This is a genomic window from Embleya scabrispora DSM 41855, assembly GCF_000372745.1.
Classification (GTDB): Bacteria; Actinomycetota; Actinomycetes; order Streptomycetales; family Streptomycetaceae; genus Embleya; species Embleya scabrispora.
Genome location: NZ_KB889584.1, coordinates 1 through 12,340 on the forward strand (window position 1 = coordinate 1; position 12,340 = coordinate 12,340).

10 protein-coding genes are annotated in these 12,340 nt (G+C 68.5%); 2 read left to right on the plus strand and 8 right to left on the minus strand.

Annotated features, from left to right (window positions below; translation table 11 throughout):
* Positions 1-213: 213 nt before the first annotated feature.
* The 8 genes from A3IC_RS53110 to A3IC_RS0107915 all read right to left on the minus strand — a co-directional run bounded on the left by A3IC_RS53110 (position 214) and on the right by A3IC_RS0107915 (position 10,221).
* Positions 214-594 carry a hypothetical protein gene (locus A3IC_RS53110; protein ID WP_040876307.1) on the minus strand — a complete coding sequence of 127 codons (381 nt, stop codon included), beginning with the start codon at positions 592-594 and terminating at the stop codon, positions 214-216.
* A gap of 162 nt (positions 595-756) precedes the next feature.
* Positions 757-1,428 (minus strand): FadR/GntR family transcriptional regulator, encoded by a 672-nt coding sequence (locus A3IC_RS0107885; RefSeq protein WP_020549520.1) that lies wholly within the window; start codon positions 1,426-1,428, stop codon positions 757-759.
* The gene (locus A3IC_RS0107890) at positions 1,425-1,625 is read right to left on the minus strand and encodes a hypothetical protein (RefSeq protein ID WP_020549521.1); all 201 of its coding nucleotides are present in this window, start codon (positions 1,623-1,625) and stop codon (positions 1,425-1,427) included. The genes A3IC_RS0107885 and A3IC_RS0107890 overlap by 4 nt, the downstream gene beginning before the upstream one ends.
* A 580-nt stretch (positions 1,626-2,205) precedes the next feature.
* On the minus strand, positions 2,206-5,475 hold the full coding sequence (locus tag A3IC_RS61955) for an NEW3 domain-containing protein (protein WP_052173264.1): 3,270 nt from the start codon (positions 5,473-5,475) through the stop codon (positions 2,206-2,208).
* 146 nt (positions 5,476-5,621) lie between these two features.
* Complete coding sequence (locus A3IC_RS0107900) at positions 5,622-6,935, minus strand: Gfo/Idh/MocA family protein (RefSeq protein WP_020549523.1); 1,314 nt, start codon at positions 6,933-6,935, stop codon at positions 5,622-5,624.
* Between the two features lie 76 nt (positions 6,936-7,011).
* Positions 7,012-7,857, minus strand: a complete 846-nt coding sequence (locus A3IC_RS0107905; protein WP_020549524.1) for a carbohydrate ABC transporter permease — start codon at positions 7,855-7,857, stop codon at positions 7,012-7,014.
* On the minus strand, positions 7,854-8,711 hold the full coding sequence (locus A3IC_RS0107910; RefSeq protein ID WP_245599180.1) for a carbohydrate ABC transporter permease: 858 nt from the start codon (positions 8,709-8,711) through the stop codon (positions 7,854-7,856). Before A3IC_RS0107910 ends, A3IC_RS0107905 begins: the two co-directional genes overlap by 4 nt.
* Before the next feature lie 196 nt (positions 8,712-8,907).
* Positions 8,908-10,221 carry an ABC transporter substrate-binding protein gene (locus A3IC_RS0107915; protein ID WP_020549526.1) on the minus strand — a complete coding sequence of 438 codons (1,314 nt, stop codon included), beginning with the start codon at positions 10,219-10,221 and terminating at the stop codon, positions 8,908-8,910.
* A gap of 253 nt (positions 10,222-10,474) precedes the next feature.
* Here A3IC_RS0107915 and A3IC_RS0107920 point away from each other — a divergent pair, with 253 nt between their 5' ends.
* The gene (locus tag A3IC_RS0107920) at positions 10,475-11,611 is read left to right on the plus strand and encodes an ROK family transcriptional regulator (protein WP_020549527.1); all 1,137 of its coding nucleotides are present in this window, start codon (positions 10,475-10,477) and stop codon (positions 11,609-11,611) included.
* A gap of 126 nt (positions 11,612-11,737) precedes the next feature.
* Positions 11,738-12,340, plus strand: a 603-nt coding sequence (locus tag A3IC_RS53120; RefSeq protein ID WP_020549528.1) for an IS256 family transposase, incomplete at its 3' end; no start/stop codon positions are given.

A 12,340-nucleotide genomic window follows, 5' to 3' on the forward strand; every position in this document is an offset into this window, starting at 1 on the left:
TGGGTGCCTGCTGCGCCGGCAGGTGGTGCGGCGGAACGGCGGCAGCCTGTCCTCGACTCCCGCCGTCCCGCCGGGACCTATTTGGTGAATGCGAACCCATTGACGTTCACGAAGTCGGACGTGCTGCCTGAGGAGAACACCAGATAGACGTCGTGCCGACCCCGACCGATTCGACGNTGNGGCGTGGGCGCTGCGTGGCGGCGGTGTGCAGCGTCAGCGGCGTGTGGTGGGGCGGCAGCGGCGCATGTAGTAGGCGTAGGTCAGTGCCAGGGTCATCGGCCCCCACAACATGCCCGGCGCGATGCACACCCGGGCGAGCGTGCACCACCACACGTTGGCGAAGCCCTCTCCGCCGCCGAGGACGCCGAACCAGGAGAGCAGTGTCGGTGCCCAGAACACGGTCGCGCCCAGGCCGCCGAGGGTCGCGGGGATGATTGCGGCATACGGCGGGATGCGCTTGCCGCCGATGAACGGCAGCCAACCAGGTGCCACTTCGCCCAAGCCGCGCGCCAGGCCGAAGCACAGCAGTCCCAGGGCCTCGGTGAGCACACTGAGCGTGAGCACGTACGGGAGGCTGATCCAGACGCTCGGCATCGTCTCTTCGTCGACCAGGGCACCACACTCGCCCCCGAGCAGCCGAAACGCCACTGTTTGACCACTACTTACCCGCCCGAAGCGGAACTTGGCAGTAGCACTATTCGACCAGTACAGGACTCCCCGGTGCGGTTCCCCTGTTCCTCCGGGACGGCCTCGCGGTCACAGGGCCGCCGACAGCCGGTGGGTCAGGCCGGCGATGTGCGCGGTCGCCCAGGCACGGGCGGTGTCCGGGTCGCGGTCGGCCAGAGCGGCGGCGATGGCGCGGTGTTCGGCGAGGGTGTACGCGACCGCGTCCCGTTCGGTGAATCCGAGCCGGACGCGAGTCCGGACGGTGAGGCGCGAGACGCTCTCCGAGAGGGTGCAGAGCAGCGGGATTCCGGACGCGGCCGCGATCCGGTGGTGGAACTCCAGGTCGGCGGTGACCAGTTCCTCGGCGCTGGGCGAATCGCCGGCCCGGTCGAGCAGAGCCTGCAGTTCCGCCAGTTCGGCGTCGTCGATCCGTTGTGCTGCCAGTGCGGTCGCGGCCGGCTCGAGGATCGCTCGGACCCGGAGGGCCGGCATCACGGTATCGTCCCGGTGGAAGTCCAGGACGAACGTGACGGCTTCCAGCAGGAGGTGCGGTTCGAGGCTGCCGATGTAGGTGCCGTCCCCTTGGCGTACGTCCAGGATGTTCAGCAGCGATAGTGCCCTGACCGCCTTGCGGAGGGAACTTCGGGAAACGCCGAGTTCGGTGGCGAGGTCGGCCTCTTTGGGCAGCCGGTCGCCGGGACGCAGTGCGCCGGAGACGATCATCTCCTTGATATTTTCGATCGCCGCGTCGGTGACCGTCACGTGATGTCCCTTCCCTGGTCGAGGGTCCCGGTGGCCGGCTCACGGGCCGTGAACTCTGGTGGCGTCACCTGTTTATCCGCGACGGCGGAGGGCCGATCCGGCGGCGAGCCGGACTCGTCGGCACCTTCATCGACGCGCCCCTCGAGGGTCGGCCCGACCTGATCACCACCGGTCTTGAGGAGGGCCTCGACAGCCACCGCGTCGTCTTCTCCGCCGAGCGGTCAGGGTGATCCGCACCTGGCGGCACGACAACCGGTTCGCCGGGATTTCCATGGCTTCGGCAGTGGCCGTGGCCGATGCACCCGCCGTCGTGCCGCCCACGTTCTTCGGTTCATGTTGGGCGGGATACCGCGAAGAGTCTCAGTCTGCTGTCGAGGAGAGGTTGAACAGTCGTTGTTCGACGTGGAGGAGTGCGGCGCGCACGGCGCGGAGTGCGACGGATTCCTGCCGAGTGTCGCGGCTTCGGCACTCGGCGGGAACAGGCACAGGTCCGCCAGGTGCCGCCGCCGGGTACCGAAGCCCGAACACGTCGGAGGATGGACAGGGTCTTGCCGAAGCGGTATTCCACGGAGGCGACCCCTGGGCTCGGGCGGAGCAGGGAAAAGGCGTACAGCGCGGAACCGTTGGCGCCGTGCCGTACCGTGTCGCACGGATGCCGTGCATTCGGGTTCGGGGAGTTGCCACATCGGGCGTTCAGGCCGCGGGCGAGCGCTTGGCGGGCGGCGTGGATGGGCCGCGCCGGCGCCGTGGTGGCGGCGCCGGCGGGGCTCTGGTGGGTCAGCCGATGGCGGTGGCGAAGATGTGCATCTGGCCGGCGTTGGGCAGGGTCACGTAGGCGACGGTCTTGCCCGCTTGCAGCGGCACGGTCGCTGCGTAGATGCTCACTGTTTGGCCGTAATGGCTTTGTTTGGCCGTGTTGAGGTAGGGGAGGCTGGTCAGGGTGTCGCTGCCGTTTGTCGGGCTGTTGGCCCACCAGTCGGCGAAGGACAGCGGGTAGGTCTGCGTGGTGCCGTCGGCGTAGGTGATCGTGCCGGTGCCCGAGCCGCTCCCGTTGGTGGAGGTGCCGATGAACCCGAGCTTGCTGCCGGACCCGGTGACCGGGAAGACCTGGCCGGCAGCCACGATGTTGTCCGGCCGGCCGGGCGTGGTCTTGGGCCAGGTGAAGTTCACGCCGTCGTGGGCGACGCTCGCGGCGGGAGTCAGACCCGACGCGGCCAACGCCTGCGCCGACAGGCTCAGTCCGGCGCCGTCCAGGTTCGCGGCGGTTGTGTTGGCGTCGTCACTGATACCGGCGTTGTCGAAGGCCGCAGCCGGGTTCGGGTACGCCACCGGCGGCAGGGCCAGCGACGCGGTGGTGTTGCCGGGGCCGCCGGTGTAGGCCACCGACACCGTACTGGTCTGTTGCGGGCCGTAAGCGGCGTCCGCGGCGACGTTGAGCGTCCATGACGCCTTCGCGGTGGCCCCGGCAGCGATCGAGCCAACGTTGACCGTCGCCGCGGACGTGGTCCAGCCGGACGGCAGCGAGATCGTCGCCGTGCTGCCGGGCATCGCGGTCGTGCCGACGTTGGCTATGGACGCGGTCACGGTCAGCGAGCCGCCGCGGTCGACGTGGGTCTTGTTCGACGAGAGCGTCACCCCCGGGGTCGTTGCCAGGGTGCCGGTCGTGAACGTGCCCTGGGCGTCGGCGACTCCGGGGCCACCCTTTGCGGTGATGATGACGGTGGTGTTCTTCGAGGACTTCGGGATGCCGGTGATGCCGCCGGTGTCGGGGTTGAGGCGCAGGCCCTTCGGCAGTGTGCCGGCGGTGACGGTGTAGCGGACCGTTCCGGGGCTGTTGGTGGCAACCCGCGCCTCGTACAGACGTCCTGCGGTCGGCGCAGGCAGCCCCGTCGTGGTGAACGCCGGGGTGGGAGCCACGACAGGCTGTGCGGTACCGACGGGCTTGCCGCCGGAGTCGAGTTCCTGGAGCGACCACTGCCGGCCGGGCTTGACGACGGTGAGGTGCCAGTTGGTGGACTGGTCGCGGAAGCGTGCCTTCTGTGCCTCGGTGAAGGCTCCGAGGTTGCGCGTCGTCTCCCACTGCTTGATGGTGTCGAGCAGCGTCTTGGCGTGGTCGCCACCCTTGGTGAGACTGTCCACCGAGGTCTGGAATCCGACGCCGGCGTTCAAGCCCGCGCCCCGTGCCAGCTTGTTTTCCAGGCTCAGCGCGGTGTCCGAGCCGTTCAGGCTGATCCAACCCAGCATGCCCGGGAGGTAGTTGGCCCGGTAGTAGGCGTTGTTGACGAACACCTGGTTCATGCTGGTGGAGCCCACTTCGCCCCAGCTCGACCTGGTGAGCGCGTCCCAGGTGTTGGAGGTCATCCGGCTGGTCTCGGTGACGAAACCGTCCTTCGCCTTGGTCTTCGCGTAGGTGTCGTTGACCAGCTTGGCCATCCCGTACGCGCCCCAGCCGGAGTCCGAAGCACTCTCCAGGCCGTCGTAGGAGTTGGACATGATCCCCGTGGTGTTCCAGATGATGGAGAACCGGTCGGAGAGGTCGTTGAGGATGCCGAGTCCGCCGAACGCACCACCGTACTGGTTCTGCGGCACGCGGGCGACGGGGTCACCAATCGCGTGGCCGGCCGCGACGGTACCCCAGCTGCCCCGGCCCAGGCCGGTGACCCGGCATTCGTTCCCGATCTGGCTCGACTCCGCGTACGTCACGATCTCGCTGCCGATCCGCAGGGTTCTGCCGAGCAGTCCCGGGGCGGTCGGCGCGCAGCTGGAGAGGTAGAGGGTGGTGTCACCTGCGGCCAGCGGCCGGGTCGACGTCGCGCGTTGCCCGAGTGCGAGATCCGGGCTCCACTTCGGTGTGACGTAGGCGTCGTTCAGGCTGACGAAGTTCGAGATGGTGTGCACGCCGAGCCGGACACCGTTGGCCTTGGCGATGTCCACCGCTTGGGCGGCGCCGGCGTCGTTGCCGCCCAGGCTGGAGTTGAACTGGTAGTGCCCCGTCGTCTGCCACGGCCCGACCGCGTTGGGCAGGGAGTAGATGTAATCCATCCCTGCCGTCTTGGCGAAGTCGGCCGCCGCGGGGATGTTGCCGGTCTTGAGGTCTCCGAGGACGAGGAAGGACTGCGAGCTCGCCTGGGACGTCTTTTGCCATTGCCCGTTCTGGGTCGGGTACGGCAGGTGCTCTCCGGTCGCGATGTCCGACAACACGGTCAAAGCCATCTCCGGTGCAGCGCCGAACAACGCAATCTTGGATCCGACGATCCGCCCGCTGCGGCCGGGCAGCGGGCCGACCGGGATCCGGTAACCGTCGATGTTCTGCCGCGCGCGTTCCTTCGTGTAGTCGAAGGTGAAGGCCCGCAGCACCGAACCCCACGGCGTCTTGCCCGCGGCGCTCCACTCCTCGATCCCGTGGGGCAGAGCCACCTGCAGATTATCGGGATTGTCCGCGACCTCGCTTTCCCAGCCGAAGTCCTGATACTCCTGTGGCCAGGCGCCCTCGGTCCGGTCGGTCAGCGGCCTCAACCCGATGGCGAACTGGTTGTCGCGAACCACGCCGACCGCTTGACCGATGCTCTGGTCGACGGAGGTGGGCAGCGGACCCCACAGCAGCGTCTGCACATCCGCTCCGGCGGGGCCCTCGACCTCCACCGCCTCCAGCGTGCTGTAGCCGGCCCGGTCCTCCGCCTTCACCACGATCCGGAAGCCGACCTTCTTGTTGGTGAAGGTCAGGCGGTCGCCGGAGCGGCTCACCTTGGTCGGACGTTCCTGCCGGCCGTCGATGACAAGACTGACCAGCGAGGCGGACTTGCCCGGTGCCAGGTAGTCCGTCCCGGTCCGGGAGTCCTTGAGGCTGGACACGGTGCCGCTTGAGTCCAGGGCGATGGCGAGGTACCCGGCCGAGAGCCGGATCGCGGCCTTGTTCTGGGCCGTCGTCCCCTGGGACGTCGTTCCGGCACCGTCCGCGGCGTTCGCCGGCACGGTCGTCGTCATGCCGATGCTCAGCGCCAGAGCGCCGACACCGACTGCCGTGCTCCATGTGCGTGCACGTCTCATGATCTGCTCCTGATTCGCCGTTCGCCTGTGTCGGGGACATTTCGTTGGCCGAGGACGCGCGATGTTGTGTCGTACTGCGGAGGTCGCGCCTGCGACAGCGTCGGGCTCCCTCACCGCCCCCGGCGCTCGGCGGCGGAAGTCGGGAATCAAAGTTCGACGACGGTTTTGGCGTGCCGGGCCCGCTCGGCGGCGAAGACCACGCGGTGGCCGGCCAGGCTGGCTTCGATGCCGGAGACGATGAGTTCGGGGCGGCCGCCGTGCAGGGCGTCGACGAAGGCGTTGAACAGTGCCTCGTCGCCGCCGGCGTGCCCTTCGGCGGCCGACGAACCGTCGAGCGAGGTGTCGTGGATGGTGCGGGTCTCGGTGCGGAAGTCGTAGACGTCGATGTACCGGCCGTCCCCGGTGAGTTGACCTCGGGTGCCGAAGATCTTGGTGTGGCGGTTCTCCAGGGGGGTGAAGGCGGTCAGTGTGAACGAGGCGGTGGCCCCGCCGTCGAACTCCAGGTTCACGACCTGGTGGTCGAGCACGTCGTTGTCGCTGTGGTAGACGCACCGGCCGTACGGCCCGTGGGTCAGCGCGGCGGTGACCGCTTCCTCGGTGAGCTTGTCGGCGGTCATGATCTGGGTGAAGTACCGCTTGGTGCCGCCGTGGCGCAGGCCCTCGCGGTAGATCGTCGTGGCCGAGTAGGCGCACGAGTCCTGCAGCGGGCAGGTCACGCACCGGTCGGTCGCGCCCTCCGGGGCCGCCTCGGGCCGGAAGTGGGTCAGCGAGCCGAAGGAACCGACCCGGGCCACCCGCCGGCCGACGACATCGGTGATCCAGTCGATGTCGTGGCACGACTTGGCCAGCAGAAGCGACGAGGATTCGTCCTCGCGGCGCCAGTTCCCGCGGACGAAGGAGTGCGCGAAGTGGTAGTAGCCGATCGGCTCCAGGTGTTGGAGCGAGACGAGGTCGCCGATCGCACCCGCGGCCAGCAGTTGCTTCAGCTTGAGGGTGTAGGGGGTGTAGCGCATGACATGCGTGAGGGCCAGTGCGGTGCCGTTGCGTCGGGCGGCCTCGGCGATCGCCTCGCAGTCGGCTTCGGTGGTCGCCATCGGCTTTTCCAGCAGGAGCTGATAGCCGAGGTCGGCGAGGCCGGCGGCTGCGGCGAGGTGGTCGGCGTCCAGGAGCGCGATCACCGCCACGTCGGCCAGGCGCGGCCGGTCGAGCAGGTCGCGCCAGTGGGCGAGGCGGTTCGCCTCGGTGATGCGGTGCTTGGTGGCCAGGGCGTCGCGGACCTGCGCGCGCGGCTCGGCGACCGCCACCACGCGCGCGGTTTCCGGCCGCTTGGCGGCAAGGTCGGCGTAGGCGTAGCCGCGGCTCCCGGCGCCGACGATCACGATCGTCAGTGGACGGTCCATCGGGCTGTCGAAGTCGCCGCTGATGAAGGTGTCGAGCGTGGTGCCGGTCGGGGGGTTCACAAGGTGCTCCAGGAGGTGTGACGGGGTGCTGCGGGACGAAATCGGGCGGCGCGGTGCGGCTTGCGCCGTGGGGTGGTCATCCCTTGGTGGCTCCGCCGGTCAGGCCCTTGACGAAGTGCTTCTGGAAGGCGAGGTAGAAGACGAGGATGGGCAGGGTGGCCAGGAACATCAGTGCGAAGACCGTGCCGAAGTCGCTCTGGTGCTCACCGATCGCGCGGTAGATGCCGACGGTGACGGTGGTGCCGTTGGCCGGCCCCAGGATGATCAGCGGGTTGAGGAAGTCGTTCCAGATCCACACCCCGAGGAACACCAGCACGCTGGCCGAGGCCGGCCGCAGCAGCGGGAAGACCACGCTCCAGAAGATCCGGAAGCGGCCTGCGCCGTCCAGGGCCGCGGCTTCCTCCAACTCGAGCGGGATGGTCTTCACGAAACCCATGAAGACGAACACGCCGAACGGGACGTAGTAGCCGATGTTGGCCAGGACCAGACCGGGAATCGTGTTCATCAGACCGAGCGAGCGCAGGACCTCGGTGACCGGTTGAAGGATCACCGTCGATGGGATCATCAGCCCGCACAGCATGATCGCGAGTGCCCCCTTGGCCCAGCGGCCGGTCGAGCGCGCCAGGTAGTGGCCGAGCATCGCCGAGACCACGGTCAGGACCGTGATGGAGATCGCGGTGACCTCCACGCTGTTGATCAGGCCGTACCAGAACAGGTGGTCGGAGCGGGTCAGGACCTCGTGGATCGAGGTGAACGACGGAGGGATCGGGACACCGACCGGATGTGGGGTGATCTCCGAGCCCGGTTTGAACACGTTGACCAGGACCACGTACAGGGGGAGGAAGAAGACCCCGGTCACGAAGGTCGCCGCGAGGGGCCGGAACCAGGAGGACGAGCGGGGGGACGTGCGGGTGGCGTTCACTGGGTGACCTCCCGTCGTTGCAGGAAGCGGAGCGCGACCACGGAGATCGCCGCGATGATCATGAGCATCAGGGTCGCCATCGCCGAGCCGTAGCCGATGTGGTTGCCGGTGAACGTGGTCTGCACGACCTCGAATGCGATGGTGGAGGTGGTGCCGCTGCCGGGCCCCCCGTTGGTGATCACCTGGATCTGGTCGTAGGTCTTGAAGCCGGTGATCAGCAGCATGACGGTGTTGATGGTCACTGCCGGGGCCAGCATCGGCCAGGTGACGTGGCGGAACCGGGACAGGCGGCCGGCGCCGTCCATCTCGGCGGCCTCCAGGAGTTCGGTCGAAACGGCGGCCAGGCCGGCCAGGTAGACCACGACGCAGAATCCCAGGACCTGCCAGGTAATGATGAAAGCCACCGAGTACAGCGCCAGGTCCGGATCGGACAGCCAGCCGGGCGGGTCCTCGACACCGAGGCCGCGCAGCGCCGAGGCCAGCAGTCCGTCGTCGGACAGGATCGCCTGCCACATGACCGAGACGACCACCGAGGACAGGACGACCGGGGTGAAGAAGACCGAGCGCAGCGCGTTGTACAACCAGCCGCTCCGGTCCAGGAGTTGCGCGATGAACAGCCCCAGCACGTTGGCCGCGACCGTCACGATGACCGTGACGATCAGCGTGTTCCTCAGCGCTCCGGTAAAGGCCGGGTCGTGGAGCAGGTCCCTGTAGTTCCGCAGTCCGACCCAGTGCGTCGGTGGGTTGGCGGGGTTGCGGTTGGTGAAGCCGGCGCGGACCGTCATGGCGATCGGGACCAGGACGAGGAGGAGGTAGACGATCATCCCCGGCGCGCCGAAGGTCAGGAAGTGCAAGGCCTTGGTGACCCGGCGTCCACCGCGTGGTGGGCGTGTACCCCGTCCCGTCTTGCTGGGACCGGGTCCCGCCTTGCTGGGACCGGCGCCCGCAGGGCGCGCGAGTGTCGCGGACATTGCTGTGATCTCCAAGTCGGTGGTGGACTGCGGCCGGCCCCTGCCTCCTCGCGGGGCCGGCGGCAAGGATTGCCGTCGGCTATCGGTTGGCCTTGGCCCATTCCTGGTCGAGGAACGATGCGAACTGGTCGGCGTTCTTCCGGCCGGTGATCAGGTCGGCGACGCCGGCGGCGGCCTTGTCGGGCAGGCCGGCGGGCATGGAGCCGTCACCCGTCTCGATGGAGAACGCGTCGACGATCGCGTTCTGCTCGACCGCCTGCCGGTACAGCTCCGCGGTCGCGGTGTAGACGGGACCCATGCCGGGCGGAGGGGTGTAGTTCTTCAGCGCGATGATCGAGCCGTCGGTCTTCACCGAGTTGTCCAACGAGGTCTTGTCGAGCATGAACGCCAGCGCCCACTTCTTGGCCAGGTCGACCTTCGGCGCCTTGGCGGAGACAGACATGCCGCCGCCGGTGTAGGCGGGGACGACCAGCGATCCGTCGTCGGAAGGCCAGGGGAACACACCGACGTCGAAGCCGGGCTTCTGGGCGTCCGCCGAGGCCGCGAACCACGAGCCCATCGGGTACATCGCGCCCTTGTTGTCGCGGAAGGCCTGCTCGACGTCGGTGTAGGCCCGGGAGAGTCCCGCGGTGTCGATGTAGCCGCTCTTCGCCAGGTCGGCGACTTTGGCGGCGGCCTTGGTGAACGCCGGGTCGGTGAACTTGGTCTTGCCGGCCGCCTTCTGGGACAGCCAGTCCGGGGTCTGCTTGTACGTGTCGGTGGCCACCGCGCCGATCAGCGGAAACATGTCCGCCCAGGTGTCCTTGCCGCCACCGCCGACCACGAACGGGTTGATCCCCTTGGCCTTGAGTTTCGCGCCGGCGTCCAACAACTCGGCATAGGTCTTCGGCGGCGCGGTGATACCGGCCGCGGCGAAGTCGGACTTGTTGTAGTAGACGAGCGGCGTCGGCTGCGTGTTGTAGGGCAGTTGGTAGACCTTGCCGCCGATCGGGTTCGAGTGCGGCGCGATGAACTCGGTCAGCTCCGCGTCCGTCCACGGCGCGAGTTGTCCGGCCTGCGCGAATCCGTTCGGCGACACCGCGATCATGATGTCCGGCAGCTGCCCGGAGGCCGCGAGCTGCTTGGCGTAGGCGACGCGGTCCGCGCTCGGGGCGACCAGCTTCTTGATCGTGACGCCGGGTACCTTCGCCGAGGCCCGGGCAATGGCGTCGTCCCAGTACTTGGCCGTCAGGTTCGGCGTCTCGAATGTCAGGAACGACATGGTGACGTTGCCCTTGGTCCCGTCGCTCTTGGCGGTATCGCCGCCGGCCGCGCAGCCGGACAGCGCGAACGCGGTGGTAATCGCGACGGCGCCCAGTACTGCCCCGGTGCGTCCTGACGTTCTTGTGCGCATGGTGTTCCTTCCCTGCCCGCCGGGCGGGCCGCGGTGTAGTTGTCGGCGTGGTTGTCGGTCGGGCCACGCGGTCACGGACACGCCACGGCGTGCCTTCGAGGGCCCCAATCGGTTGGGGGTGACGTAGTAGTCCGGCTACGCGTGGGCCCGCCGGCAGTGACGTGTGAGTCAGGTTTATTTTTTGAGTCACTGACTAAAATAACTTTGGTAGAGTCTGCGGCGAGCTTGCCGGAGTGTCAAGAGGGGGAAAGCGATGGGACGAGCAGGCGGCGACGGACAGCTGCTACAGAGAATCAACACGGCGGCGGTACTGCGGGCGCTGCACGAGGCGGGCGAGTCGACCCTGCGCGACCTCGCCACCGCGATCGGCGTGTCCCGCAACACCGCCGAGGACGCCGCCGTCGCACTGGTCACCGCCGGTCTCGCCGAGGAAGTCGTACCGGAGCCGGACCGACGCCGGGTCGGCCGCCCCGCCAAGTGGTATCGCTTCCGCGCCGAATACGGATACGTGCTGGGGGTGGACATGGCGGTTCACGAAGTCAACGTGCTCGTCGCGGATCTCGCCGGCACGGAGCGGGCACGGCAAAGCCGTGCACTCGACCCGAACCTCTCCTCGGACCATCGCATCCTCGCGATCCGCGAAGTCATGGCCGCCGCGATCCGCAGCGCCGGAATCCGCGAGAGCACCGTACTGGCCGTCGGCGCCGCCAGCACCGGCATCGTCGACCGCGGCGGGCGGGTGACCCGCAGCACCCGTCTCCCGGGGATGCAGGGCCGCAATCTCGCCGAGGACCTGGCACTCCCCCCCAACACGCCCGTCGTCACGGGGAACGACGCCCGCCTGGCCACCCTCGCCGAACGCTGGTTGGGCACCGGCCGCGACACCGACAATTTCGTCAACATCGTCGCCGGCCGCCACATCACCGCCGGAATCGTCCTCGACGGCCGGCTCCTGCAAGGCGTCCACGGCGCCGCCGGCGAAATCGGCGTTCTCCCGGAATCACGCTGGCAGAGCGCTCTCGACGCCATGGCCGCGTGGCCACAGGACCCCGAGGCCACCATCCGCGCAGCCGTGGCCGACGACGCCGACGCCCGGACCCGGGTCGAAGAGCTCGCCGAACACCTGGCCACCGGCATCGCGGCCGTGGTACTCACCGTCGACCCGGAATGCGTGATCGTGTCCGGCGGCCTCAGCCGAGCCGGACGGACCCTACTCGACCCGCTCCGGGAACACCTCCACGCCAAGACCCTCTTCCCCGTGCCCGTCCACGCCTCGACCCTCGACCACAACGCCGTCGCCCTGGGCGCGGTTCGTCTTGCCCTCGACCACGTCGAGAAGGAACTCTTCGACACCGACTCGCCCCACCTGGCCGCCGCCCTCGCTTCCTGATGTCGTCGTCAAGTCGCAGACGCTGTCGGGGATCTTGGATGTGTCTGAAAGTTCGTGTAAGTCCGTGATGTGAATGGTGGGCCGGGGTACCGTCCCGGTTCCCCGGCCCTTCCGGAACGGACTGTCATGACCGAGATCGAGAAACCACGACCCACCGGTCCGCCCGCGGACACGGACGCAATGGTGGACGAGGTGGTCGAGCGGTTGATGGATCGCGCGGACGCCTCGGGTACGGCCCTGTTGGGTGAGGGCGGGCTGTTGACCGAGATCACCCGTGCCGTGCCGGAGCGGGCCCTGGACGCGGAGATGACCGAGCATCTCGGGTACGAGCGTCACGACCCGGCGGGTCGTGGGTCGGGGAACTCGCGCAACGGCACCTCACCCAAGACGGTGCTCACCGACGCGGGCGAGGTGACGATCGCGGTGCCGCGCGATCGCAACGGGGACTTCGAACCGGCACCGGTGCCCCGGCACGCGCGCCGGTTGGCGGGATTCAACGAGCGGATCCTCTCCCTCTACGCGCGCGGGATGAGCGTGCGCGNCATCCGCTCCCACCTCGCCGGCGTCCACGGCGTCCAGGTGAGCCCGGACCTGATCTCCCGGGTGACCGACGCGGTCGCCGACGAGCTCACCGCGTGGCGGAACCGCCCGCTGGATCCGGTCTGGCCGATCGTCCACATCGACGCGTTGTGGGTCCGGATCCGCTCCGGATCCGTCGTGAACCGCCCG